This is a genomic window from Marmoricola sp. RAF53, assembly GCF_052114005.1.
In the GTDB taxonomy this organism is placed as follows: Bacteria; Actinomycetota; Actinomycetes; order Propionibacteriales; family Nocardioidaceae; genus Marmoricola.
In genome coordinates this window covers 1-24548 of the sequence record NZ_JBFRDX010000037.1, presented here as the reverse complement: position 1 = coordinate 24548, position 24548 = coordinate 1, and the positions used below count along the sequence as shown (strand labels likewise).

Annotated in this window: 27 protein-coding genes and 1 pseudogene; 8 read left to right on the top strand and 20 right to left on the bottom strand. The window is 72.6% G+C overall.

The window, feature by feature from the left end; all coding sequences use genetic code 11:
* The 11 genes from AB4Y76_RS20575 to AB4Y76_RS20525 form a co-directional block, all read right to left on the bottom strand.
* A partial coding sequence (locus AB4Y76_RS20575; RefSeq protein WP_441928736.1) for a chromosome segregation SMC family protein occupies positions 1 to 1206 on the bottom strand: 1206 nt, incomplete at its 3' end.
* Positions 1207 to 1423: 217 nt separating this feature from the next.
* Positions 1424 to 1618 (bottom strand): hypothetical protein, encoded by a 195-nt coding sequence (locus AB4Y76_RS20570; protein ID WP_441928734.1) that lies wholly within the window; start codon positions 1616 to 1618, stop codon positions 1424 to 1426.
* 77 nt (positions 1619 to 1695) lie between these two features.
* Complete coding sequence (gene mutM, locus AB4Y76_RS20565) at positions 1696 to 2553, bottom strand: bifunctional DNA-formamidopyrimidine glycosylase/DNA-(apurinic or apyrimidinic site) lyase (RefSeq protein ID WP_441928732.1); 858 nt, start codon at positions 2551 to 2553, stop codon at positions 1696 to 1698.
* Entirely contained in the window at positions 2546 to 3295 is a 750-nt protein-coding gene (gene rnc / locus AB4Y76_RS20560) for a ribonuclease III (RefSeq protein ID WP_441928730.1), read from the bottom strand. Before rnc ends, mutM begins: the two co-directional genes overlap by 8 nt.
* Positions 3296 to 3308: 13 nt before the next feature.
* Entirely contained in the window at positions 3309 to 3494 is a 186-nt protein-coding gene (gene rpmF / locus AB4Y76_RS20555; RefSeq protein ID WP_123234373.1) for a 50S ribosomal protein L32, read from the bottom strand.
* Positions 3495 to 3552: 58 nt separating this feature from the next.
* Complete coding sequence (locus AB4Y76_RS20550; RefSeq protein WP_441928728.1) at positions 3553 to 4071, bottom strand: YceD family protein; 519 nt, start codon at positions 4069 to 4071, stop codon at positions 3553 to 3555.
* Between the two features lie 109 nt (positions 4072 to 4180).
* A complete protein-coding gene (locus AB4Y76_RS20545; RefSeq protein WP_441928726.1) occupies positions 4181 to 4696 on the bottom strand; it encodes a hypothetical protein in 516 nt (171 codons plus the stop codon).
* A 4-nt stretch (positions 4697 to 4700) separates the two neighbouring features.
* Entirely contained in the window at positions 4701 to 5210 is a 510-nt protein-coding gene (coaD, locus tag AB4Y76_RS20540; RefSeq protein WP_441928724.1) for a pantetheine-phosphate adenylyltransferase, read from the bottom strand.
* Between the two features lie 8 nt (positions 5211 to 5218).
* Positions 5219 to 5794 carry a 16S rRNA (guanine(966)-N(2))-methyltransferase RsmD gene (gene rsmD / locus AB4Y76_RS20535; protein ID WP_441928723.1) on the bottom strand — a complete coding sequence of 192 codons (576 nt, stop codon included), beginning with the start codon at positions 5792 to 5794 and terminating at the stop codon, positions 5219 to 5221.
* Positions 5795 to 5874: 80 nt separating this feature from the next.
* The gene (locus tag AB4Y76_RS20530; RefSeq protein WP_441928721.1) at positions 5875 to 8046 is read right to left on the bottom strand and encodes an ATP-dependent DNA helicase RecG; all 2172 of its coding nucleotides are present in this window, start codon (positions 8044 to 8046) and stop codon (positions 5875 to 5877) included.
* 13 nt (positions 8047 to 8059) lie between these two features.
* Positions 8060 to 9721: a DAK2 domain-containing protein gene (locus AB4Y76_RS20525; protein WP_441928719.1), complete on the bottom strand. Its 1662-nt coding sequence runs from the start codon at positions 9719 to 9721 to the stop codon at positions 8060 to 8062.
* 180 nt (positions 9722 to 9901) lie between these two features.
* Here AB4Y76_RS20525 and rpmB point away from each other — a divergent pair, with 180 nt between their 5' ends.
* Positions 9902 to 10087, top strand: a complete 186-nt coding sequence (rpmB, locus tag AB4Y76_RS20520; RefSeq protein WP_441928717.1) for a 50S ribosomal protein L28 — start codon at positions 9902 to 9904, stop codon at positions 10085 to 10087.
* 80 nt (positions 10088 to 10167) lie between these two features.
* Here rpmB and AB4Y76_RS20515 read toward each other — a convergent pair whose 3' ends face one another.
* The gene (locus AB4Y76_RS20515) at positions 10168 to 11154 is read right to left on the bottom strand and encodes a thiamine-phosphate kinase (RefSeq protein ID WP_441928715.1); all 987 of its coding nucleotides are present in this window, start codon (positions 11152 to 11154) and stop codon (positions 10168 to 10170) included.
* Between the two features lie 184 nt (positions 11155 to 11338).
* On the opposite strand from AB4Y76_RS20515, the gene AB4Y76_RS20510 reads away from it, so the two are divergent.
* Positions 11339 to 11575: an Lrp/AsnC family transcriptional regulator gene (locus tag AB4Y76_RS20510; protein WP_123226262.1), complete on the top strand. Its 237-nt coding sequence runs from the start codon at positions 11339 to 11341 to the stop codon at positions 11573 to 11575.
* Positions 11576 to 11582: 7 nt separating this feature from the next.
* Positions 11583 to 12089, top strand: coding sequence for a DUF3515 domain-containing protein (locus tag AB4Y76_RS20505; RefSeq protein ID WP_441928713.1), 507 nt, complete (start codon positions 11583 to 11585; stop codon positions 12087 to 12089).
* An 18-nt stretch (positions 12090 to 12107) separates the two neighbouring features.
* On the opposite strand, the gene AB4Y76_RS20500 is transcribed toward AB4Y76_RS20505, so the two are convergent.
* The gene (locus tag AB4Y76_RS20500; protein WP_441928711.1) at positions 12108 to 13220 is read right to left on the bottom strand and encodes a D-alanine--D-alanine ligase family protein; all 1113 of its coding nucleotides are present in this window, start codon (positions 13218 to 13220) and stop codon (positions 12108 to 12110) included.
* A gap of 64 nt (positions 13221 to 13284) precedes the next feature.
* Between AB4Y76_RS20500 and AB4Y76_RS20495 the strand changes: the two genes are divergently transcribed.
* Both AB4Y76_RS20495 and AB4Y76_RS20490 read left to right on the top strand, forming a co-directional pair.
* The gene (locus AB4Y76_RS20495) at positions 13285 to 14337 is read left to right on the top strand and encodes a trans-sulfuration enzyme family protein (RefSeq protein WP_441928709.1); all 1053 of its coding nucleotides are present in this window, start codon (positions 13285 to 13287) and stop codon (positions 14335 to 14337) included.
* Positions 14334 to 15245: a GNAT family N-acetyltransferase gene (locus AB4Y76_RS20490; RefSeq protein WP_441928707.1), complete on the top strand. Its 912-nt coding sequence runs from the start codon at positions 14334 to 14336 to the stop codon at positions 15243 to 15245. The genes AB4Y76_RS20495 and AB4Y76_RS20490 overlap by 4 nt, the downstream gene beginning before the upstream one ends.
* Positions 15246 to 15295: 50 nt before the next feature.
* Here AB4Y76_RS20490 and AB4Y76_RS20485 read toward each other — a convergent pair whose 3' ends face one another.
* Positions 15296 to 16297, bottom strand: coding sequence for an NAD(P)H-dependent glycerol-3-phosphate dehydrogenase (locus tag AB4Y76_RS20485; protein WP_441928705.1), 1002 nt, complete (start codon positions 16295 to 16297; stop codon positions 15296 to 15298).
* The gene (locus AB4Y76_RS20480; protein ID WP_441928703.1) at positions 16297 to 17076 is read right to left on the bottom strand and encodes a lysophospholipid acyltransferase family protein; all 780 of its coding nucleotides are present in this window, start codon (positions 17074 to 17076) and stop codon (positions 16297 to 16299) included. Before AB4Y76_RS20480 ends, AB4Y76_RS20485 begins: the two co-directional genes overlap by 1 nt.
* A 94-nt stretch (positions 17077 to 17170) precedes the next feature.
* On the opposite strand from AB4Y76_RS20480, the gene cofC reads away from it, so the two are divergent.
* On the top strand, positions 17171 to 17794 hold the full coding sequence (cofC, locus tag AB4Y76_RS20475; RefSeq protein ID WP_441928701.1) for a 2-phospho-L-lactate guanylyltransferase: 624 nt from the start codon (positions 17171 to 17173) through the stop codon (positions 17792 to 17794).
* Positions 17795 to 17859: 65 nt separating this feature from the next.
* On the opposite strand, the gene AB4Y76_RS20470 is transcribed toward cofC, so the two are convergent.
* From AB4Y76_RS20470 to leuC, 3 genes are all read right to left on the bottom strand, one after another.
* Complete coding sequence (locus AB4Y76_RS20470) at positions 17860 to 18540, bottom strand: HU family DNA-binding protein (protein WP_441928699.1); 681 nt, start codon at positions 18538 to 18540, stop codon at positions 17860 to 17862.
* 236 nt (positions 18541 to 18776) lie between these two features.
* Positions 18777 to 19379, bottom strand: coding sequence for a 3-isopropylmalate dehydratase small subunit (gene leuD / locus AB4Y76_RS20465; RefSeq protein ID WP_441928697.1), 603 nt, complete (start codon positions 19377 to 19379; stop codon positions 18777 to 18779).
* Between the two features lie 65 nt (positions 19380 to 19444).
* Positions 19445 to 20842 (bottom strand): 3-isopropylmalate dehydratase large subunit, encoded by a 1398-nt coding sequence (leuC, locus tag AB4Y76_RS20460; protein ID WP_441928695.1) that lies wholly within the window; start codon positions 20840 to 20842, stop codon positions 19445 to 19447.
* A gap of 109 nt (positions 20843 to 20951) precedes the next feature.
* On the opposite strand from leuC, the gene AB4Y76_RS20455 reads away from it, so the two are divergent.
* Positions 20952 to 21674, top strand: coding sequence for an IclR family transcriptional regulator (locus AB4Y76_RS20455; RefSeq protein ID WP_123234387.1), 723 nt, complete (start codon positions 20952 to 20954; stop codon positions 21672 to 21674).
* Between the two features lie 98 nt (positions 21675 to 21772).
* Entirely contained in the window at positions 21773 to 23611 is a 1839-nt protein-coding gene (locus tag AB4Y76_RS20450; RefSeq protein ID WP_441928693.1) for a DUF6752 domain-containing protein, read from the top strand.
* A gap of 28 nt (positions 23612 to 23639) precedes the next feature.
* Here AB4Y76_RS20450 and AB4Y76_RS20445 read toward each other — a convergent pair whose 3' ends face one another.
* Both AB4Y76_RS20445 and AB4Y76_RS20440 read right to left on the bottom strand, forming a co-directional pair.
* Positions 23640 to 24170, bottom strand: coding sequence for a methylated-DNA--[protein]-cysteine S-methyltransferase (locus tag AB4Y76_RS20445; protein ID WP_441928691.1), 531 nt, complete (start codon positions 24168 to 24170; stop codon positions 23640 to 23642).
* A pseudogene (locus AB4Y76_RS20440) lies at positions 24167 to 24548 on the bottom strand (hypothetical protein); the annotation flags it as partial. The pseudogene AB4Y76_RS20440 and the gene AB4Y76_RS20445, both read right to left, overlap by 4 nt.

The following is a 24548-nucleotide window of genomic DNA, read 5'->3' as shown; positions in this document are numbered from 1 at the left end:
GCGCAGGCCGTTGTCCTGGCCGTGCAGCCGGGCCAGGCCCTCGCGGCGGTCGGCGGCCGCGCGCTGGAGCCCGGCGATCCGGCGCTCCTCCTCGCCGAAGGCCGCCTCGGACGCCTGCCGGGCGGTGACCGCGGCCTCGAGCGCGCCGCGGTTCTGCTCGACCTCGGCGAGGATCGCGTCCTCCTCGACCTGGACCCGGTCGGCCTCGGCCTCGAGCTCGTCGGGGTCGCGTCCGGTGTTCGCCTGCTCCTCGCCCACCTGCTGGGCGTTGCGGACCCGCTCGGCGGCCAGGCTCGCGGTCCCGCGCAGCCGCTCGCGCAGCCCGGAGAGCCCGAACCACGTCTCCTGGGCCCGGGCGAGGGCGGGCAGGTCCTCGCGCAGCGCCGCCTCGAGGGCCGCCTCGACCTCGCGGGTCGCGGCGAGCTCCGCCTCGACCTCGGCACGCCGGGCGACCAGCACGCTCTCGTCGGCCAGCTCCTGCTCCAGCGACGTCCGGGCCGCGGCCAGGTCGTCGGCCATCAGACGGGCACGGGCGTCGCGCAGGTCGGCCTGCACCGTCTGCGCGCGACGCGCGACCTCGGCCTGGCGGCCGAGCGGCTTCAGCTGGCGCCGGATCTCGGTGAGCAGGTCGTTGAGACGGGTCAGGTTGCCCTCGGTGGAGTCGAGCTTGCGGAGCGCCTTCTCCTTGCGCTTGCGGTGCTTGAGGACACCGGCGGCCTCCTCGATGAAGCCGCGGCGCTCCTCCGGGGTCGCCCGCAGGATCGAGTCGAGCTGGCCCTGGCCGACGATGACGTGCATCTCGCGGCCGATGCCGGAGTCGGAGAGCAGGTCCTGGATGTCGAGCAGGCGGCAGGAGGTGCCGTTGATCGCGTACTCCGAACCGCCGTTGCGGAACATCGTCCGGCTGATGGTGACCTCGGCGTACTCGATCGGCAGGGCGCCGTCGGCGTTGTCGATGGTCAGCTGCACCTCGGCGCGCCCGAGCGGCGGACGGCCGGCGGTACCGGCGAAGATGACGTCCTCCATCTTGCCGCCGCGCAGCGACTTGGCGCCCTGCTCACCCATCACCCAGGCGAGCGCGTCCACGACGTTGGACTTGCCGGAGCCGTTCGGGCCGACGATGCAGGTGATGCCCGGCTCCAGCTGCAGCGTGGTCGAGGAGGCGAAGGACTTGAACCCCTTCAGGGTCAGGCTCTTCAGGTACAAAGCGGGCTCCTCGTTCCGGCAGTGTCGACCGCAGTGGTGCGGGCGCGCGAACAGGAATCCTAGGCGAACTCCTGCCGGGGGAAGCGGCACCGTCGAGACTACGTGCCGCAGGGCTCCTCAGGGGTAATCCGCCCGCGTGTCGGACGGCGGCGCGCCGCTGTCCGGGGACGCGCCTGTTCCCGGTGTCCCTGCACGGGCCACCGGGTGTCGCGCGTCCTCAAGCGAGCTCGAGGACCTCGTCCGCCGCGGACTCGCTCACCATCGTGGCGAGCGCGTCGTTCTCCTTCTGAAGACGCATGGTGACGTCCTCGAGGTCGGCGATCCGCTGGCGAAGAAGCTGGTTCTCACGTGCGAGGCGGGCAGTCACGCGGGGGTCCGTGCCGCCCATGTAGCCGAGGAGAGCCTTGGCCATGGATATGTCCTCCGGGGGGAGATTTTCAGATGGGTTCGACCCTGACCGGGCCGTCTACAAGAGTCTCATGACGCGCGTCAACGAGCAAGACCGCGCGGAGCCCGCTGGCACGCCGGGCAGAAGAACGAGGACCGGTTCATGAAGCTGACCCGCCGCACCGGGCTGCCGCACCGCGAGCACGCCTCCCCCTCGCGGCCGTAGACCTCCAGCGAGCGGTCGAAGTAACCGCTCTCCCCGTTCACGTTCACGTACAGCGCGTCGAAGGAGGTGCCGCCCTGCGCCAGGGCCGCCGTCATCACCGTGCGGGCCGCGGCGAGGACTCGCTCGAGGTCGCTCACCCGGAGCCGGTCCCCCGCCCGCTCGCCGTGCAGACCGGCCAGCCAGAGCGCCTCGTCGGCGTAGATGTTCCCGACGCCCGAGATCATCGTCTGGTTGAGCAGGATCCGCTTGATCCCGGACCGGCTGCGGCGGGCCCGGCGGAAGAACGCGGCGTCGTCGAACTCCGGGTCGAGCGGGTCCCGCGCGATGTGCTCCAGCTCCGCCGGCAGGTCGGCTCCCCCGGGCGCGTAGGACAGCCCGCCGAACATCCGCTGGTCCACGAACCGCAGCTGAGAGCCGTCGCCGCCCTCGAACCGGAAACGGACCCGCAGGTGCCGCTCGTCGGGGGCGTCGGCCCGCTGGACGAGCATCTGGCCGCTCATCCCGAGGTGACCGAGCAGTGCGTCACCGCTGTCCAGCGGCAGCCACAGGTACTTCCCGCGGCGCCGGGCGGCGGTGAAGGTGCGGCCGGTGAGGCGCGCGGCGAAGTCCGCGGGGCCGGGCAGGTGGCGGCGTACCGGGCGCGGGTGCAGCACCTCGACCTCGGTGATCGTGCGCTCCAGCACGTGCGCCTCGAGGCCGCGACGGACGACCTCGACCTCGGGGAGCTCAGGCACCGGCGGGCGAGGCCTCGCCGGCGACGGCGTCGTCGACCGCGGGAGCCGCGACGGTGAGCTCCTCCAGGAGCGTCTGGTACGCCGACTCCGCGGCCTGCTGCTCGGCTTCCTTCTTCGAGCGGCCGACGCCGTGACCGTGCATCCGGTCGGCGACCCGCACCTGTGCGGTGAAGGTCTTCATGTGGTCCGGGCCCTCGTCCTCGATCACGTAGCTCGGGACGCCCAGGTCGTGCTCCGCGCAGAACTCCTGGAGGCTCGTCTTCCAGTCCAGGCCGGCGCCGAGCGCCGCGGCCGCGTCGAGCAGCGGGTCGAACAACAGGTGGACGAGGCGTCCCGCGGACTCGAAGCCGCTGGACAGGTACGTCGCACCGATCACCGCCTCGACGGTGTCGGCGAGGATCGAGGCCTTGTCGTGCCCTCCGGTCGACTCCTCGCCCTTGCCGAGTCGGATGTACGGGCCGAGGCCGATCGTGCGCGCCACCTCGGCGAGAGCACGCGCGTTGACGACCGCGGCGCGCAGCTTCGCCAGCCGGCCCTCGGAGAGGTCCGGGTGGGTCACGTACAACGTCTCGGTGATCACCACGCCGAGCACGGAGTCACCCAGGAACTCCAGGCGCTCGTTGGTCGGCAGACCACCGTTCTCGTAGGCGTAGGACCGGTGCGTCAGCGCAAGCTCGAGTAGCTCGGGCCCCAGATCGGGGTCCCCGAGCGCGGCACGCAGGTCCTCGTACGACTGCGTCAAAGCAGCAGCAGGCTCAGATGACCTGGCGACGGTCGGCCTTGGCACCGTACTGACCGCACTCCGGGCAGGCCCGGTGCGGCAGGTGCTTCGAGCCACAGGCCGGGTTGGTGCACGTCACCAGCGACGGGGCAACGGCCTTCCACGCCGAACGACGGTGGCGCGTGTTGCTGCGCGACATCTTCCGCTTCGGGACAGCCACGGTGTTCTCCTTGATCAGCAGCCGGGTCTCCCCGGCCGGTTTGCCTTGAGTGTTGCTTCTAGTCTTCGTCGGTCGCTGCGAGCTGCCCGAGCGTCGCCCACCGGGGGTCGACGGGCTCGTCGTGCCGGTGTCCCGGGTCGTCCGCCAGGCGCGCACCGCACTCGGTGCACAGTCCCGGACAGTCGTCCTGGCACAGCGGCTGGAACGGCAGTGCGAGCACCACCGCATCCCGCAGCACCGGCTCGAGGTCGACCAGGTCGCCCTCGGTCCGGCTGACATCGTCGTCCTCGTCGTCCCCGTCGCCGGGTTCTCCGTAGAGGTACAGCTCCTGGATGTCGATCGTGACGTCGTCCTCGATCGGCTCCAGGCACCGTGCGCACTCGCCCACGAGATCGGCCGAAGCCGTTCCGGTGACGAGCACTCCCTCCATGACGGCCTCGAGCCGCAGGTCGAAGTCGATCTGCGAGCCCTCGGGTACGCCCAGGATCTCGATGCCCAGCTCTGCAGGAGCCTCAGCCGGGAACGTCACCGTGCGCTGGGACCCCGGGCGGCGGCCGAGCTCGCGTGTGTCGAGCACGAGCGGCGCTCTCGGGTCGAGATGGCGCAAGGTTTCACTTCCGTTTGAGGCTCTGCAGAACCTACGGGAGTCTATCCGCCGGGAGCCGTGGGGGCCAATCGGGCCCGGCTCACCGGTCGAGGTGCTCGCTCAGGGTGATGTCGGCCACGTCGCTGTCGTCGCCCAGGCCGTGCACGTGCCCGCCGGTGAGCTGCGCCCGGCCGCGGCGTACGAGGTCCAGCGTCTTCTCCAGGGTGTGCTCGAAGTTCGCGAGCTTCGCCTCGACGTACTGGTCGGCCTCGACCCGCAGCTCCGCGGCCGCCTGCTGCGCCTCGGCCTCGACCTCCGCGGCGCGCGCCTGGGCGAGCTTGTACACGTCGGTGTCGGAGACCAGGTCGGCCTGCTTGCGCTCGGCCTCGCGCAGGATCTCGATCGCCTCCAGCCGGCCGGTATCGACGAACGCGTCCCGGTCCTCGACCACCTCGCTGGCCTCCGCGAGCGTCGCGTTGACGGCCTCCTGGAGCCGGTCGACCAGCTCCAGGAAGTCCGAGCGGTTGAACATCACCGATGCCGACATCGGCACCGAGCGCGCGCTCTCGACCGCCTCCCGGAGCTCCGCGAGCCGCTGCTCGATGTCCTCCTTCACCGGCTCACTCCCCCGCGGACTCGGCGGCGCGCTTCTCGGCGAGCCGGACGGTGAGCCGGTCGAGCACGAACGGCGGCACCAGCGCCGACACGTCGCCGCCGAACATCGCGACCTCCTTGACCAGGGAGGACGCCAGGAAGGAGTACTCGGGACTGGTCGGGATGAAGACGGTCTCGACGTCGACGAGCGAGGAGTTCATCTGGGCCATCTGCAGCTCGTAGTCGAAGTCGCTGACCGCGCGCAGGCCCTTCACGATCGCCCGGATGTCGTTCTCCTGGCAGAAGGTGGTCAGCAGGCCGGAGAAGCCGGCGACGGTCACGTTGTCGAAGCCCTTGGTGGCCTCGCGCAGCATCTCCATCCGCTCCTCGGCGGAGAACAGCCGGGCGCTGGCCTTGGACTTGTTCACCCCGATCGCCACGACGACCTCGTCGAACAGGGCGGAGGCACGGGACACGATGTCGATGTGCCCGTTGGTGACCGGGTCGAAGGACCCGGGGCAGACGGCTCTGCGCACTGCTTCTCCTACTCGGACTCGTCCAGCGGACGGCGGCGAACGTACCAGAGCACGGTCTCGCCGTACTTCTTGATGCGGGGACCCTCGAGCCCCCCGGGCCACGCAGGCTCCACGCTACGCGCCGACCGCTCCACGACGACAGCGGCGCCGTCGCTCAGCCAGCCCTGCGACACCAGCAGGCCGAGCGCCTCGGCGAGCTCGTCCTCGCCCAGCGGGTACGGCGGGTCCAGGAACACCACGTCGTACGGCGCCCGCGGAGCCGTCGCGAGCACGCGCGCCACCGGTTGTGCCAGCACGCTCGCCTCGACGCCGACGGTGCGGGCGTTCTCCTCGACGAGCGCGGCGGTGCGACGGTCCTGCTCGACCAGCGTCACGGCCGCCGCGCCGCGGGAGCCGGCCTCCAGGCCGACCGCGCCCGAGCCGGCGTACAGGTCGAGGACGCGCAGCCCGTGCAGCGAGCCCAGCTGGGACTCCAGCGCCGAGAACAACGCTTCGCGCACCCGGTCCGAGGTCGGCCGGGTGGCGTCGCCGGTGGGCGTGCGCAGCCGGCGTCCTCGCGCGCTGCCGCCGATGATCCGGGTCATGACCGCGGTCCCCGCGCCGTCGCGAGCCTCGCGCAGCAGGCGCCGGGGATCGTGGTCGTGGTCCTCGTCACGGATCCTCCTCAGTGCTTGTCCAGGTAGGCGGCGCGCTCGGAGTCCTCGACGGCGCGCACCGCGGCCGCGAGACCCGGCGTCCGGGTGAGGTCGGGGTCGCGCTCGAGGTGCGCGGTGGCGGCGTCGCGTGCGGCGACGATCACGTCCTCGTCGGTGAGCACCGAGAGCAACCGGAGCGCCGAGCGGCGGCCGCTCTGCTCGACCCCGAGGACGTTGCCCTCGCGGCGCTGCTCCAGGTCGATCCGGGACAGCTCGAACCCGTCCCGGGTCCCGGCCACCGCGCTCAGCCGCTCCAGCGCGGGCGAGTCCGGGGCCGCAGCGGTGACGAGCAGGCAGAGGCCGGCGTGGCCGCCCCGGCCGATCCGGCCGCGGAGCTGGTGGAGCTGGGAGACGCCGAAGCGGTCGGCGTCGAGGATCACCATCACCGTCGAGTTCGGCACGTCGACGCCGACCTCGATGACGGTCGTGGAGACGAGCACGTCCACCTCACCGCCGGCGAAGGCGCGCATCACCCGGTCCTTCTCCTCCGGGCTCATCCGGCCGTGCAGCTTCTCGACCCGGAGCCCGCTCAGCGGACCGGTGGCCAGGGCCGGGGCGACGTCCTCGACGGAGTACAGCTCGGGCCCGTCCTCGGGCGGCGGCTCGTCCCCGATCCGGGAGCAGACGACGTAGGCCTGGCGTCCCGCGGCGACCTCCTCGCGGACCCGCTGCCAGGCCCGGTCGAGCCAGGCCGGCTGGGCGCGCACCGGCACCACGTTGGTCTGCACCTCGCCACGCCCGGCGGGCAGCTCGGCGAGGGTCGAGGTGTCGAGGTCGCCGAAGACGGTCATCGCGACGGTCCGCGGGATCGGGGTCGCGGTCATCACCAGCACGTGCGGCGGGGTCCCGGCCTTCCCGGTCAGCGCGGCCCGCTGCTCGACGCCGAACCGGTGCTGCTCGTCCACGACGACGAGACCGAGGTCGAAGAACTGGACCTTCTCCTCCAGCAGCGCGTGCGTGCCGATCACGAGGCCGGCTTCCCCGCTCGCGGCGTCCAGCATCGCCTGGCGCCGCGCGGCCGTGCCCAGGGAGCCGGTGAGCAGCGCGATCCGGGTGGCCCCCTCGGCCGCGCCCAGGTGGCCGCCCTCGCCGAGGTCGCCGAGCATCGCGGCCATCGAGCGGGCGTGCTGCTGGGCGAGCACCTCCGTCGGCGCGAGCAGGGCCGCCTGGCCGCCGGAGTCGACGACCTGGAGCATCGCCCGCAGGGCGACCAGGGTCTTGCCGGAGCCGACCTCGCCCTGGAGCAGCCGGTGCATCGGGTGGACGCCGGCGAGCTCGTCCGCGATCTCCTCCCCGACGCGGACCTGGCCGGCGGTGAGGGTGAACGGGAGCCGGGCGTCGAAGCGGGCGAGCAGACCGTCGCCCGTCCCGGGCCGCGGCGTCGCGGGATCGGCCCGGTGGGCGGCGCGCCGCCGGGCCAGCACGGCCTGGGTCACGAACGCCTCGTCGAACTTGAGGCGCTTGCGGGCGGCGCCGAGCTCGGCGCGGTTGTCCGGGCGGTGGATCCAGCGCAGCGCCTGGTCGATGCCGAGCAGGTCGCGTTCGGCCCGCACCGCCTCGGGCAGCGGGTCGGGGACAGCGTCGACGAGGTCCAGCGCGAGTCCGATCAGCTCCTCGAGCTGCCAGCTGTCGATCTTCCCGATCACCGGGTACACGGGGATCAGGTCGGGCATCTTCGCCAGCGCCTCGGCCGCCCCGTCGCCGTCCTCGCCGTACATCCGCGAATTCGGGTTGTTGAGCTCCCAGCGGTTGTTGAACCACTTGAGCTTGCCCGAGAACATCCCGATCCGGCCGACGGCGAGCTGCTGGGCCCGCCAGGCCGCGGTGCCCGCGGCCCGGTCGAAGAAGGTCATCCGCAGGCTGCCGTCCTCGGCCTTGACCTGCACCTCCTGCCGGTACGCCGTCCGCTTGGTGCGCCGGTCCTGCCAGGTCCTCTGCTGCGAGCTCACGATCTCGCCGACCAGGGACAGCATGTCGCCCTCCGCGAGGTCGCCGAGGTCGCTGAGCCGGCCCTTCTCGACGTAGGTGCGCGGGTAGTGGCCGAGGAGCTCCCCGACCGTCTCGAACCCGGTCTCCTTGACCACCTCGGAGGCCTTCTTGCCCCCGAGCGTGCTCAGGGACGAGTCCCACCCGACCTTCACCTCACGCCCCCGGTCACTCGACCGCCAGGAGCAGCGGGTAGCGCTCCTGGCCGCCTTCGTAGACCAGCACGTCGACGCCGGGGTGCTCGCTCTCGACCCACTCCGCGCAGCGGGTGGCGAGGTCGTCGCCGTCCTCGCCGGCGACCAGGGTGACCAGCTCGCCGCCGGCGGCGAGGAGGCGCTGCAGGATGTCCCGGGCGACCCCGAACTGGTCCTCGCCGACGACGGCGAAGTCGCCCTGGAGGACGCCGAGCACGTCGCCGGGCTCGCACGGCCCGGCGCTGGTGATCGCCTGCTTGACCGCGACCGTGACCGCACCGTGCCGGGCACCCCGGGAGGCGCCGGTCATCTGCACGACGTCGGCGTCGAAGCCGCGGCCCGGTTCGTGGACCGCCATCGCGGCGATGCCCTGGACCTGGGCCTTCGTCGGGATCACCACGACCCGCACGTCCCCGCCCTCCTCGGCGGTCGCGGCGGCCACCTCGGCCACGCCCAGGCTGTCCGGGTCGTTGGGCAGGATCACGACCTCCTCGGCGCCGGTCGCGAGGACCGCCTCGAGGATCTCGCCGGTGCTCGGCCGCCGGCCGGGGCCGCCGTGGATCACGTGCGCCCCGGCGCCGGTGAAGATCTCGGCCAGGCCGTCGCCCGCGACGACCGCCACGACCGCGCGCCCGCGGCGCTCGACCGCGCGGCGGTCCCGGGCCCGGGTGACCTGCTCGGCGAAGTGCGTCACCCGGATCCGGCGCGGCCGGCCGGCCTCGATCCCGGCCTCGACGGCGGCGCCCACGTCCTCGACGTGGACGTGCACGTTCCACAGGCCCTCGCCGCCGACGACCACGAGCGAGTCGCCCAGCGCCTGCAACCGGGTCCGCAGCCCGGGGATCGCGGCCTCCTCGGCGTCCAGCAGGTACATCACCTCGTACGCCGGGCCGTCCTCGGTCAGGTCTCCCGTCGGCAACGGCTGCGGGATCGCCTTCGTGCCCACCGGGGTGGGCGCCCCGACCGGGCGGTGGCCGGTGACGGCGGTCTCGGCGGCGTCCAGGATCACGCAGAGGCCGCGCCCGCCGGCGTCGACCACGCCCGCCTCGCGGAGCAGGGGCATCTGGTCGGGGGTCCGCGCCAGCGCCTCCCGGGCGGCGTCCGCCGCGGCGTGCAGGACGTCGCCGAGGTGGGCCTCGGGGTCCCGGGCCGCCTCGGCCGCCGTCTCGGCGGCTGCCCGGGCCACGGAGAGGATGGTGCCCTCGACCGGCGTCCCGACCGCCGCGTACGCCGCCTCGCTCGCCTGTGCGAAGCCTTCGGCCATCACCACCGCGGACCGGTCCTCCGGGCGTCCCTGGCCCATCCGGCGCAGCAGCGCGCCGACGAGCTGGCTGAGGATCACCCCGGAGTTGCCGCGGGCGCCGAGCAGGGCGCCGCGGGCATAGGCGCCGAGTGCGGGCCGGAGCTCGGCCTCGCCGGCGGGGACCGACGCGAGGTGCTCGCGCAGCGCCTCCCGGGCGGCCTCGACGGTCAGGTACATGTTCGTGCCGGTGTCGCCGTCCGGGACCGGGTAGACGTTGAGCGCGTCGATCTCCTCGCGGGCCGCCGACAGCCCGAAGACGGCCAGGTCGGCGAAGCGCCGTACCGTCTCCAGGTCGAAGGTGGCGATCTGCTCGCCACGCTCCGCTGCCACCATGTCCGTCCCGTTCCTCACGCGTGCGACCGCTCGTCCGATCCCCGGGCGATGATGCGGATCACGCTAGTGCCCCGCACCTCGATTCGCGTGGAGGGGTCCCTGTCGTTTATCCTTCTTCGGTTGCCCGATCACCTGTGTCGGGCCCGCGAACTTCGTCTTAGCAAACCCAAGGAGTGCACGGTGGCTGCCGTCTGCGACATCTGCGCCAAGAAGCCCGGCTTCGGTAACAACCGTCCGTGGTCGCGCAAGATCACCAAGCGTCGTTTCAACCCGAACATCCAGCGCGTCCGCGCCACCGTCAACGGTGCGCCGAAGCGTGTCAACGTGTGCACCGGCTGCCTCAAGGCCGGCAAGGTCACCCGCTGACCCCCTGAACGACCCGTCGTCGACGGCGCACGTGCTGAGCACGTGCGCCGTTTTCGCGTCCCCGGATCGTGCGCGCCTGCTCAGAAGTGCGACCAGCCCTCCTCACCCTCGTAGGCCTGGCCGTCGACCGTGACGTTGCCGGTCTCGCCGGCCGCCGTGCTCACCGTGCCGATGTCCCGGAACCCCTCGGGCAGCACGGTCCCGGCGGGGAAGGTCGCCACCAGCGGATGGTCCTCGCCGCCGCCGAGGACGAACCGCACCGGGTCCACGCCGAGCGCCGCCCCGACCGCCCGCAGCGGCTCCTCGATCGCGAACGCCGAGGTCTGCACGTCGACGTCGACGCCGGAGCTCTCGGCGAGGTGGCGGACGTCGGCGACCAGGCCGTCCGAGACGTCGATCATCGCGGTCGCACCGGCGTGCGCGGCGAGCACCCCGGCGTCGTACGGCGGCCGCGGACGCTGGTACGCCTCGACCACCGCGCGAGGTGAGCGGAAACCCCGGCCGAGCACCGCGAGCCCCGCGGCGGCCCAGCCCTGACGCCCGCAGATCGCGAGCACGTCGCCGGCCCGGGCGCCGGAGCGGAGCACCGGGGCCACCTCGCACTCGCCGAGGACGGTGACCGCGACCACGACCTCGCTCCCCCGGGTCAGGTCACCGCCGATCACGCTGGCCCCGACCGCGGCCGCCTCCTCGGCGATGCCGTCCGCCAGGTCGACCACCCACTGGGCGGGCAGGTCGGACGGCAGGGCGAGTCCGACGGTGAGCGCGGTCGCGCGGCCGCCCATCGCGTTGACGTCGGAGAGGTTCTGCGCGGCCGCCCGGCGCCCGACGTCGGCGGCCGAGGCCCAGTCCCGGCGGAAGTGCCGGCCCTCGACGAGCAGGTCGGTCGAGACCACCACGTGGCCCTTGGGCGCCCGCAGCACGGCGGCGTCGTCCCCGGGCCCGACGAAGACCCGCGGTCCCTGCTCGAAGCGTCCGGAGAAGAGCCGGATCAGGCCGAACTCCCCCACGTCGGCGACGGTCGCGCCGGGCGCGATCGGGGTCGGAGCAGCAGCGGGAGACGTCATGGCGCCACTCTTGCACCCCGGTGGGACCGGCCCACGGACCGGCCCGCGGGTCCCGCCGGGCCCGACGCGGGCCCGACGCGGGCCCAGCGCGGGCCCGGCGCGGGGCCCGCGCGGTTTCCCCGGGGTGCGCAGGTCCGGTAGGTTTTCCCTTCGGTCCACTCACCGCCGAGACGAGGGAGACGAAATGGTTGTCCAGGCGTACATCCTGATCCAGACCGATGTCGGCAAGGCGGCGGAGGTCGCGGCCAAGATCACCGACATCAAGGGCGTCATCCTCGCCGAGGACGTCACCGGCCCGTACGACGTGATCGTGCGTGCGGAGGCCCGCAACGTCGACGAGCTGGGCAAGCTCGTCGTCGCGAAGGTGCAGACGCTGGACGGCATCACCCGGACGCTCACGTGTCCCGTCGTCCACATCTGACCGGCTCTTGATCCTGAGCGTTCACCGACGCCCGCTGCCCGTCCGGGCGGCGGGCGTCGTGCTGTCCCTGGCCGCCCTCACCGCCGGGCTCACCGGCTGCGGCGGCGACGAGGTGCACGTGCCGGCGACCAAGGTCTCGGCCGGCGACGCCGCCCGGTGCAAGGCGCTCGTCGAGGCGCTGCCCGACAAGGTCGCCGACCAGCCGCGGCGGCCGACCACCGGCAACACCTTCGCGGCCGCCTGGGGCGACCCGGCGATCGTGCTGCGGTGCGGCGTCGGCGTGCCGGAGGGGTACGACAAGTTCTCCGCCTGCCAGCGCGCCAACGGCGTGGACTGGTTCGTCCCCGAGTCGGTGATCGCCGACCAGCGCGCGGACGTGGTGATGACCACCCTCGGCAGGTCGCCGCGCGTCGAGGTCACCGTGCCGGCCGACTACCGGCCGACCCTGGCCCCGATGACCGACCTCGCCACCGCCATCAAGCAGACCACCCGCGAGGTCTCCCCCTGCTTGTAGCCGCCGGTGGCCGCCCCCTCAGCGCAGGCCGGTGTCGCGGTCGAGCGCGAGCTGGACCAGCCGGTCGACGAGGTCGGGGTAGGCCAGGCCGGACGCGGCCCACATCTGCGGGAACATCGACGTCGCGGTGAAGCCCGGCATCGTCTCGACCTCGTTGAGGACCACGCTGCCGTCGGGCAGCACGAAGAAGTCGACGCGGGCGAGGCCCTCGACGTCGAGCGCCCGGAACGCCTGCACGGCCAGGCCGCGCACCTCCGCCGCCGTCGCCTCGTCGAGCTCCGCCGGGAGCTCGATCCCGGTGTTCTGCTCGGGCAGGTACTTGGCCTCGAAGTCGTAGAACGCGTGCTCCGCGTCGACGCGGATCTCCGCGATCGCGCTGGTCTCCGGATCACCGCCGCCGCGGCCCTGCAGCACTCCGATCTCGACCTCCCGGGCGCCCACGGCGCCCGCCTCGACGATCACCTTCGGGTCGAAGCGCCGCGCCTCGGCGATCGCGTCGGCGAGATCGCCCGCGGTCTCCACCCGGCTGATCCCGAAGCTGGAACCGGCCCGGGCCGGCTTCACGAAGACCGGGTAGCCGAGCTTGTCGACCGCGGCGGTGATCGCGTCCTGGTCGCGCTCCCAGGCTCCCGGGCGGACGAGCACCCACGGCTGCACGGGCAGCCCGTGGGCCTCGAAGAGCAGCTTCATGTAGGCCTTGTCGGTGCCGACGGCCGACGAGAGCACCCCGGCGCCGACGTACCGGACGCCGGCGAGCTCGAGCAGCCCCTGCAGGGTGCCGTCCTGGCCCCACGGGCCGTGCATGACCGGGAAGACGACGTCGACCTCGCCGAGGCTCGTCGGCACGTCGCCGGCGTCCTGGACGACCAGGCCGGCGCCGGGGCTGAGGGTGACCTCGCGGTCCCCGGTGACCGTCGGGAGCTCTCCGGCGGGACCGAGGGCGAGCCGGCCGCCCTCGTTCGACTCGAGCACCCACCGGCCCTCGGTCGTGATGCCGACCGGGACCACCTCGTACTTCGCGGGGTCGAGGGCGCTGATGACGCTTCCGGCCGACACGCACGAGATCGCGTGCTCGCTGGAGCGCCCGCCGAAGACGACGGCGACACGGATCCGGGGCTGGGACGGGCTCACGGCGACGACCCTACCGGCGGCCCTCCTCGGGTCCTCGCCCTAGGGCGGGCCCTAGTCTCGTCCCATGCGTCCCGCCACTCGCGCCGTCCACGCCGGCCGGCCCCCGCGCGTCCCCGATGCCCCGTTCAACGAGCCGATCACGATGGCCTCCACGTACGTCGCCGGAGGCGACCGCGAGTACGGCCGCTACGCCAACCCGACCTGGTCGGCGTTCGAGGACGCGCTGGCGAGCCTGGAGGGCGGCGAGGAGGGCGCACGCTGCCTGGCCTTCGCGACCGGGCTGGCGGCCGTGGCGACGGTCCTCGACCTCGTCGGCTCCGACCAGGTCGTCGTGGCTCCGCGGCACGCCTACAACGGCACCGTGATGCAGCTGGCCGACCTGGAGGCCCGCGGGAGGTTGCGCACCCACCTGGTCGACATCACCGACACCGCGGCCGTGGTCGCGGCCTGCGAGGACGCCGCCCTGGTCTGGCTGGAGTCGCCGACCAACCCGGCCATGGAGATCGCCGACATCCCGGCGATCACGGCCGCGGCGCACGAGGCCGGCGCCCGGGTGGTGGTGGACAACACCTTCGCCACCCCCGTCCTGCAGCGTCCGCTCGAGGACGGCGTCGACCTGGTCGTGCACTCGGCGACCAAGTACATCTCGGGCCACTCCGACGTGCTGCTCGGCGCGCTGCTCACCCGCGACGACGAGCTGTGGACGGCCCTCAAGGGGCGCCGGGACCTGATCGGGGCGATCCCGGGAGCGTTCGAGACCTGGCTGGCCCTGCGCGGCCTGCGCACCCTGCCGCTGCGGGTCGAGCGGGCCCAGGCGAACGCGGCCGAGCTCGCCCGCCGGCTCGCGGAGCACCCGGCCGTCACCGAGGTCCGCTACCCCGGGTTCGGCGGCATGGTCTCGGTCGTGCTGCCCGACGCCGAGCGCGCCGACGCGCTCACCCGGGGCACCAGCCTCTGGGTGAACGCGACGTCCCTCGGCGGCGTCGAGTCGAGCTTCGAGCGCCGCCGCCGGTGGGCCTCGGAGCCCACGACGATCCCCGAGGGCCTGGTCCGGCTCTCGGTCGGCATCGAGGACGTCGAGGACCTCTGGGACGACCTCGCGGGCGCACTCGGATGATCGGCGTCGACGCGCTCCCCGAGGGTCTCCAGGCCCGTCCGCTGACCCTCACCGACTCCGCGGCCGTGGCCGCGGTGATGACCGCCGCCGAGATCGCGATCCTGGGCCGGGCGCTGATCGACGAGTCCTACATCGTCGCCGACTGGAGCCGGCCGAGCTTCGACATCACCAGCAGCACCGTCGGCGTCTTCGACGGCGACGACCTGCTCGGGTACGCCGAGGTCAACGGCACGGCTCGCGGCGACGCCGCCGTGCACCCGGACCACCTCGGTCGCGGCATCGGCTCCGCGCTGGCGCGCTGGATGCAGGCGGCGGCCCGGGCGCAGGGGCAGACCGAGGTCGGGATGCCGGTCCCGCAGGGCTCGCCCGGCGAGCGGCTGCTCCTGGACCTCGGCTACCACCGGCGCTGGACCTCCTGGGTGCTGACGCTGCCCGGCGACCGCGAGATCGCCGCGCAGCCGCTGCCCGACGGGTACGCGCTGCGGTCCGCCGGCGAGGACGACCTCGAGCCGGCCTACCACGTGGTCGAGGACGCTTTCCTGGAGTGGTCGGTGCGCGACAAGCAGCCGTACGCCGACTGGCTGGCCGGGATCACCGGTCACCCGGCCTACGAGCCGTGGAACCTGCAGGTCGTCGCCGATCCGTCCGGTGCGGTCGTCGCGGCCGCGCACGTGACCCTGGACGACGACGGCGTCGCCGGGTTCGTCGACAAGATCGCGGTCCGCGCCGACCAGCGCGGAAAGGGCCTGGCCCGGGTACTGCTGGCGGCCGCCTTCGCCGAGACGCGGGCGCACGGCGCGAGCCGGTCCGAGCTCAGCACCGACTCGCGGACCGGGGCGCTGGACCTCTACCTCGGAGTCGGGATGGAGATCGACTCGACGTGGGTGAACTACGGGATCGCGCTGTAGTCGGGCCGTGTGCGACTCTCTGCGTCTCGACAGGCTCGACGACCACTTGATCAGTCGCGCTCGGCTTTGGTGTCGCGGGCGATGAACGCGTCCATCATGTCGCGGGCGCTGATCTCGCCGCGGACGACGGCGTCGACGTGCTCGGCGATCGGGGCGTCCACCCCGTTGTGGCGGGCCAGGTCGAGGATCGACTTGCAGGACTTGGCGCCTTCGGCGACCTGCTTGGTGGTCGCGTAGATCTCCTCGGTGGTCATCCCCTGACCGAGCCGCTCGCCGAAGGTGCGGTTGCGGGAGAGCGGCGAGGAGCAGGTCGCGACTAGGTCGCCGAGCCCCGCCAGGCCCATCAGGGTGAGCGGGTCGGCGCCGAGCTTCATCGCCAGCCGGGCGGTCTCGGCGAGGCCGCGGGTGATCACCGACGCCGTCGTGTTGTCGCCGAACCCGAGACCGACGGCCATGCCGACCGCGAGACCGACGACGTTCTTGTAGGCGCCGCCCAGCTCGCAGCCGAGCACGTCGGTGCTGCGGTAGGGGCGGAACGCCCGCGAGTGGCAGAGCTTCTGGACCCGGTGGGCGACCTCGTCGTCCTCGCACGCGATCACGCTGGCGGCGGGTTCGCGGCGGACGATCTCGGGGGCCAGGTTGGGCCCGGAGACGACGGCGATCCGCTCCGGTCCGGCGCCGGTGACCTCGGCGATGACCTCGCTCATCCGCTTCGTCGAGCCGAGCTCGACGCCCTTCATCAGCGAGATCAGCACCGCGTCGGCCGGGATCAGCGGGGCCCACTCGGAGAGGTTCTGGCGCAGCGACTGCGAGGGCACCGACAGGACCACGTACTCGGCACCGTCGAGCGCGGTGCCCGGGTCGGTGGTCGCCGTGATCGACTCGGGCAGCTCGACGCCCGGGAAGTAGTCCGAGTTCTCGTGCTTGTCGTTGACGTTCGCGACCACTTCCTCGCGGCGCGCCCACATCGTGACGTCGTTGCCCGCGTCGGCGAGCACGAGCGCGAACGCCGTACCCCAGGAGCCGGCGCTGAACACTGCCACCTTCGCCATCAGTGGTGACCCTTCTTCTTCTTGGAGCCGGTCTTGCGGGGGTTGCCGATCTGCTTGACTCCGGCGGCACGCGGGTCGAACCGTACCGGGGGCGGTTCCTCCTCGCGCAGGTCCGCGACGAGCGCGGTGATCGCAGCCATGATCCGGTCCGTCGCCTCGTGCAGCACCTCCTGCGTCAGCGGCTGTCCGGTGAGGTCGGCGAGGTCGACGGGGTCGCCCACCTTGTAGCGGGCCGTGCGGCGCGGGATCACGTGCGGCCGGAACGTGTACGCCGGCAGGATCTCCTGCGCGCCCCACTGTCCGATCGGGATCACCGGGCACCCGGTCTCCAGGGCGATCCGCGCCGCCCCGGTCTTGCCGCGCATCGGCCAGCCGGTCGGGTCCTTGGTGATCGTGCCCTCGGGGTAGACCCCGACGCACTCCCCCTCGCGGACGGCGACGCACGCGGCCTCGAACGCCTTGGCGGCGTCCGAGCTCAGCCGGGAGACGGGGATCTGCTTGGCGTCCTTGACGACGTACTTGAAGACCGGGACCTCGAAGAGCGCGTCCTTGGCGAGGTAGCGGACAAGCCGGCCGTGCTCGTAGAGCAGCCAGCCGAGGGTGAGCGGGTCGATGTGCGAGATGTGGTTCATCGCCACGACGCAGCCGCCGGAGGCGGGGATCTTCTCGCCGTCGATCCACTCGTGCTTGGTGCTCGCCAGCAGGGTCGGCTTGACCACGGCGACGACGAATGACCAGGCCCAGCCGCGCTTCTCCTGCAGCTTGCGAACCTTGACCACTTGTCCTCCTCCCGGACTCCGGCGAACCCCGTGAGGGAAGAGACTACTCACCGGTCCGCGCGGATCGTCGGCACCGTGCTGGCAGGATTCGGGGGTGACCACATCGGCCCTCACCCTGCTCGTCCCGGTCAAGGACGGCCGCGGCGCCAAGACCCGCCTCGGGGTCGACGGCGACGGACAGCGCCGGCGGCTGATGGCCGCGTTCGCGCGGGACGCGGTGACGGCCGCGCTGGGCTGCGCGTGGGTCGACGTCGTGGTCGTGGGCGACGCCTCGATCGGCGCGGACCTCGGCGTCGAGGTCCTGCCCGACGAGGGCGAGGGCGACCTCAACCGGGCGCTCTCCCGGGCCGCGGACCGGGTGCGGGCCCGACCCGACGGTGACCGCCGGGCGGTCGCGGCGATGCTCGCCGACCTCCCCTGCCTGGTCGCCGGGGATCTCGGCAGCGCCCTCGCGCTGGCATCGGAGGCGGGCGAACGGGCCTTCGTCGCGGACGCAGCCGGCACCGGGACGACGCTGCTGGTCGCGCGTGCGGGCGTCGGGCTCGACCCGCGCTTCGGGGCCGGCTCGGCCCGAGCCCACCGCGACTCCGGGGCCGTCGCCCTGGACGCGCCGCTGCCGTCGCTGCGCCTCGACGTGGACACCACCGACGACCTCGCGGCCGCACTGCGCTTCGGTGTCGGCGTGCACACCGCGACGGCGGCCGCCGCACTCGCCTGAGACCCTCGGGAGACGCGGAACGGCGGCATCCCGATCGGGATGCCGCCGTTCTCGTGCAGCGTGGTTCAGGCCTTCTTGGCGGCCTTCTTGGCCGGAGCCTTCTTCGCAGCAGCCTTCTTGGCCGGGGCCTTCTTGGCGGCGACCTTCTTGGCCGGAGCCGCCTTCTTGGCCGGAGCCGCCTTCTTGGCCGGAGCCTTCTTGGCGGCGACCTTCTTGGCCGGAGCCTTCTTGGCAGCGACCTTCTTGGCCGGGGCCTTCTTGGCGGCGACCTTCTTGGCCGGAGCCGCCTTCTTGGCCGGAGCCGCCTTCTTGGCCGGAGCCTTCTTGGCAGCGGCCTTCTTGGCCGGAGCCTTCTTCGCGGCGGCCTTCTTGGCAGCGGAGGCCGACTTGGTCGCGGTCTTCTTCGCCGCGGCGGCGGTCTTCGAGGCAGCAGCGGCCGGCTTGGCAGCAGCCAGCGCCGGCAGCTTCTTCGCGCCGGAGACGATGGCCTTCAGCTCAGCGCCGGCGCTGAACTTCGGGACCGAGGTCTTCTTGGACTTCATCCGCTCGCCGGTCGCGGGGTTGCGCACCCAACGGGCCTCGCGGACGCGCTTCTCGAAGGAGCCGAATCCGGTGATGGCCACCTTCTCGCCCTTCGCGACCTCACGGGTGATGGTGTCGAGCACCGACTCCAGCGCGTGCGCCGCCGCCTTCTTGTTGCCCTCGAACCGAGCAGCAAGAGCGTCGATCAACTGACTCTTGTTCACAAGCTTCCCTTTCGTGAACGTCTGGTATCGAGCTCCGTGCTCGACTTTCCCCTTGCACGCTAGGCAAAAGTACGACCGCCCACAATGCACGCGCGCGCGTGTCGTTCAAGCAAATTCCACGCGCATTTGCGCGCTTTGGAGAAAGCAAAGGCCTCGGCGCGTCCGATGCAATTGCGAAGGCGTCGAGTTTCCCCTTGCAGAGATGGGGAAACTCGACGCCTCGCGTCGTCCAGGACTCAGTGCTGGGTGACGGGCTTCCACGACGGCCGCGTGGTCTCGTACGCCGTGATCGCGTCGGCGTGACCGAGGGTGATGCCGATGTCGTCGAGTCCCTCGAGCAGACGCCAGCGGGTGTAGTCGTCGATGTCGAAGGAGTCCTCGATGGCGTCGGGGCCGTCACCGGCCTTGACGGTGCGGGTCTCCAGGTCGACGGTGATCGTCGCGCCCGGGTGGTCGTCGAGGTAGTCCCAGAGCTTCTGCACGACCTTCTCGTCGACCTGTGCGGCGAGCAGTCCGGCCTTGCCGGAGTTGCCGCGGAAGATGTCGGCGAAGCGGGCCGAGATGACGACCTTGAAGCCGTAGTTCTGCAGCGCCCAGACGGCGTGCTCGCGCGAGCTGCCGGTGCCGAAGTCGGGACCCGCGACGAGGACCGACGCGTTCGCGAACTCGGGCTTGTTGAGGACGAACTCCGGGTCCGAGCGCCAGGCCGAGAACAGCCCGTCCTCGAAGCCGCTGCGGGTGACCCGCTTCAGGTAGACGGCCGGGATGATCTGGTCGGTGTCGACGTTGCTGCGCTTCAGCGGCGCGCCGACCCCGGTGTGGCTGGTGAACTTCTCCATGGTTTCTGCTCCTAGTCAGGTGGCGGGGTTTCGAGACGGGCGCGGAGCGCCCTCCTCAACCACCGTCAGAGGTCGGCCGGGGACGACAGGGTGCCGCGGACCGCGGTCGCCGCGGCGACCGGGATCGACACCAGGTGCGTGCGACCGCCCTTGCCCTGCCGGCCCTCGAAGTTGCGGTTCGACGTGGACGCGCTGCGCTCCTGCGGGGCGAGCTGATCGGGGTTCATGCCGAGGCACATCGAGCACCCGGCTCCGCGCCACTCGGCGCCGGCCGCGACGAAGATCTTGTCCAGACCCTCCTCGATCGCCTGGTTGCGCACCCGGACGGAACCGGGAACGACGAGCAGGCGGGTGCCCTCGGCCACCTGGTGGCCCTGGAGGATCTCGGCGGCGAGGCGCAGGTCCTCGATGCGGCCGTTGGTGCAGGAGCCGACGAAGACGGTGTCGACCTTGACCTCGCGCATCGGCGTACCGGCCTCGAGGCCCATGTACTGCAGTGCGTTCTCGGCCGCGATCCGGTCCTGCTCGTCCTCGAAGTCCGCCGGGGTCGGCACGACGCCGCCCAGGGCGACGCCCTGGCCGGGGTTGGTGCCCCAAGTGACGAACGGCGTCATGGTGGAGGCGTCGAGCACGATCTCCTTGTCGAACTCCGCGTCCGCGTCGGTGACCAGGGTCTTCCAGTGCGCCACGGCGGCGTCCCAGTCGGCGCCCTTCGGGGCCTCCGGCTTGCCCTCGATGTAGTCGAAGGTCGTCTGGTCGGGGGCGATCAGGCCCGCCTTCGCGCCCCACTCGATGCTCATGTTGCACACCGTCATCCGGCCCTCCATGGAGAGCTCCTCGATGGCCTGGCCGCGGTACTCGACGATGTAGCCCTGGCCGCCGCCGGTGCCGGTGTGGGTGATCAGGGTGAGGACCAGGTCCTTGGCGGTGACGCCGGCGGGCAGCGAGCCGTTGACCGTCACGGCCATCGTCTTCGGCTTGGCCTGCGACAGCGTCTGGGTGGCGAGCACGTGCTCGACCTCGGAGGTGCCGATGCCGAACGCGATCGCACCGAAGGCGCCGTGGGTGCTGGTGTGGCTGTCGCCGCACACGATGGTCATGCCGGGCTGGGTCAGGCCGAGCTGCGGGCCGACCACGTGCACGATGCCCTGCTCGATGTCGCCGAGCGGGTGCAGCCGGACGCCGAACTCCGCGGCGTTCTTGCGCAGGGTGTCGACCTGGGTCTTGGAGACCGGGTCGGCGATCGGCTTGTCCCAGTCGAGGGTCGGGACGTTGTGGTCCTCGGTCGCGAGGGTGAGGTCGGGGCGGCGGACCTGCCGGCCGGCCAGCCGGAGACCGTCGAACGCCTGCGGCGAGGTGACCTCGTGGATGAGGTGGAGGTCGATGAACAGGAGGTCGGGCTCGCCCTCCGCCGAACGGACGACGTGCTCGTCCCAGACCTTCTCCGCCAGGGTCTTGCCCATGGCTCCCACCTCTTTCTCCGCATACGCTGCGAGACCCGTGCCACGGATCACGCCGAACAATCTGGACTGTACTCTTGCATCTCAACGACTGAGACGGCAGTATTGCTATATGGACAACTCTAGCGGAGTCGGCGTTCTCGACAAAGCCGCCCTTGTTCTCGCCGCCCTCGAGTCCGGGCCCGCGACGCTGGCCGGTCTGGTCGCCGGCACTGGCCTGGCCCGGCCGACCGCGCACCGCCTGGCGGTCGCGCTGGAGCACCACCGCCTGGTGGCCCGGGACATGCAGGGCCGCTTCGTCCTCGGACCGCGGCTGGCCGAGCTCTCCGCCGCCGCCGGCGAGGACCGGCTGCTGGCCGCGGCCGGCCCGGTCCTGGCCCGCCTGCGCGACATCACCGGCGAGTCCGCCCAGCTCTGGCGCCGCCAGGGCGAGTACCGCGTCTGCGTCGCGGCGGCCGAGCGGCCCAGCGGCCTGCGCGACACCATCCCGGTCGGCTCGCAGCTGACGATGCGCGCCGGCTCGGCCGCGCAGATCCTGCTCGCCTGGGAGGACCCGGAGCGGATCCACCGCGGCCTCCAGAACGCGGCCTTCTCGGCCACCGCGCTGGCCGGCATCCGCCGTCGCGGCTGGGCGCAGTCGATCGGCGAGCGCGAGCAGGGCGTCGCCTCGGTCTCGGCGCCGGTCCGCTCCCCCAGCGGCAAGATCATCGCCGCGGTCTCCGTCTCCGGCCCGCTCGAGCGGCTCTCCCGGCAGCCGGGCCGGATGCACGCCCCGGCGGTCCTGGCCGCGGCAGACCGCCTGTCGGAGTCGCTGCGCCGCGCCGCCGCGGAGTAGGTTGCCTCGATCGAGGAAAGAAGGCGCGGCCACCGGCCGCGGTGCGGGCTCGGCTAAAATCGAGTAACCGCATAGGGTTTATCTAGATCGGACCGCCCGTGAAGTTCGCCGTCACCGAGGACCACCTCCTCGTCCCGCGGTCCGCGCGCGGCACCTTCACGGTGAGCTTTGACGGGGCCTACGTCTGGTCGTTCACCACTCCCCGCGACGGCCGCCGCCGCCCCGGCGGCTGGCGGGTCGACTGGCCCCACGAGCTGCAGCGCCGCCTCCGCGGCACCGCCCTGGTCACCCTCGAGGACGAGGACGCCACCGTCTTCGAGCGGACGGTCACCTTCCGCGGCGAGAGCGCACCGCTCACGTTCACGGACAAGGCCGGGCACCGGCTCGCCGTCGACAAGATGGGGCACGTCACCCGGGTCTTCTCCGAGACCGACGACGACATGCGCACGCACGTCGTCGAGGGCACCCGGCGCGCGCTCGCCGACCTGCGCGCCGACGGGTACGACGCCCACCTCAGCTACGGCTGCCTGCTCGGCGCGGTCCGCGACGGCCACCTCATCGGGCACGACTCGGACGCCGACCTCGCCTACCTGAGCCCCTACACGACACCGGCGCTCGTGATCGGCGAGTCCTACGCGATGGAGCGGGCGCTGCGCCGGCGCGGCTGGGAGCTGGTCCGGATGTCCGGCGCCGACCTCAAGCTCTTCCACCCGCTGCCCGACGGCCGGAACGTGCAGATCGACGTCTTCGGCGCCTTCCACGTCGGCGACACCTTCTACCAGCTCGGCGGACGCAGCGGAACGCTCCCGCGCACGGCCCTGACCCCGGCGAGCACGGTCACGCTGGAGGGCGTCGAGCTGGCCGCGCCGGCCGACCCGGACGCGGTGCTCTCCTTCCTGTACGGACCGTCGTGGCGCACGCCCGACCCGGCCTTCCAGCCCGACGAGCCCGCGGCGGGGATGCGCCGGCTCGAGGGCTGGCTGCGCGGCGTACGGGCCGACGTGGTGCCGTGGAACGAGTTCTTCCGCGACCACCGCGAGGAGCTGCCGCGGGACGGCTCGGACTTCGCCACCTGGGTGCACGACCGGGTCCCGGCCGCCGCCCCGGTCGCGGACCTCGGCTGCGGACTCGGCCGCGACACCGCCTTCTTCGCCCGGCGCGGCCGGGACGTGCTCGCCTTCGACATCGCCGGCGTGCCGGTGCGGACGACCCGACGGCGGCTGGTCCGGCAGGGCGGCGACTTCGGCGCGGCCCGCACCCTGGCGCTCAACGACCGCCGGTCGGTCCTGATCGGCGGCGCCGAGCTGGCCCGCACCACGGAACCGGTGAACCTGTACGCCCGCCAGCTGCTCGGCTGCCTGGACGCCGAGGCCAGCGACCACCTGTGGCTGCTCGCCTCGATGGCGCTGCGCCGCGGTGGCCGGCTCTTCCTGGAGTTCAGCGCCGGCCAGGGTCCGACCCCGGAGCCGGACCTGCTGCTGCGCCGGGTCGACCCCGACGAGGTCGTCGCCGGGATCACCGCCCGCGGCGGGGTCGTCGAGGAGCTGGTCGTCGAGCCGGGCCTGGACTTCCTCGACCGGCCGGACCCGCGCATCGCCCGGCTCGTCGCCCACTGGCCGCAGCCCGGGGAGACGACCGACGAGCGCACCGCCACCCCCACCGTCGCCATCGAGACCACCGAGACCACCGACGCACCACCGGAAGGAACGCCGATGAAGAAGAAGTACGGCGCCCGTCGCTACCTCGCCGAGACGGTGTACCTGCCGAAGCGGATCCTCGACCTCGAGGACGCCGTGATGGAGAACCGGCAGCTGAACCGCAGGCTGGCCGAGCTCACCGACATCCTCGCCGAGGTGCTGGTGCCGGCGACGGAGCGCGACGAGGCCAAGCTGGGCGAGCTGATCGAGCGCTACCGCGCGGAGTCGCTCGCGCCCTGATCCGCGCCGGGCCGGGCTCAGGGCCGGCTCAGAAGAGCGCGTCCTGCTCCAGCTCGAGCAGCACCTGCTTGCGCTCGATCCCGCCGGCGTAGCCGGTCAGCGAGCCGTTCGCGCCGATCACCCGGTGGCACGGGATCACGATCGGGATCGGGTTCCGGCCGTTCGCGAGCCCGACCGCCCGGGAGGCCGCGTTGGTGTGCCCGAGCCGGTGCGCGATCGCGCCGTACGACGCGGTCTCGCCCCACGGGATCGCGACCAGCTCCGCCCAGACGGCGCGCTGGAAGTCCGACCCGATCGGCGCGAGCGGCAGGTCGAACTCGCGGCGTTCGCGGGCGAAGTACGCCGCCAGCTGCTCGACCGCGCGACGCAGCAGCGGTGCCTCGTCGTCACGCTCCCCGATCGGCTTGCCGTCGGCGAGACCGCGGAACGGCGAGAACTCGATGGCGAGGACGGCCTCGTCGTTCGCGATGATCCGCAGGTCGCCGACCGGCGAGGGCATCACCGTCCACATCGTTGCCACGCTCTCGATCGCCTGGTGCTGGGTTGCTGTCGTCGTCACTGTAGATCTCCTTCTCGGTGGTCGGCGCGGGGACCGGAGGAACCGGCCGCACCCCAGAGGTGCAGCAGCGCGTAGGAGCGCCACGGCCGCCAGCCCTCGCTGCGGGCAGCGACGTCGTCGATGCCGAGACGCTCGGCGGCGTGCCGGACGCCGAGGTCGGTGGGCAGGAAAACGTCCGGGTCGCCGAGGGCGCGCAGGGCGATGTAGTCGGCGGTCCACGGCCCGATCCCGGCGAGGGCGACGAGGGCTTCGCGGGTCTCGGCCCGGTCGGCGCTGCGGTCGAGCGCGACCGTCCCGTCGGCCAGCGCCGCGGCCACGGCGGCGAGTGCCCGGCCGCGGGCGCGCGGCATGGCGACCTGCTCGGGGGCCAGGCCGGCC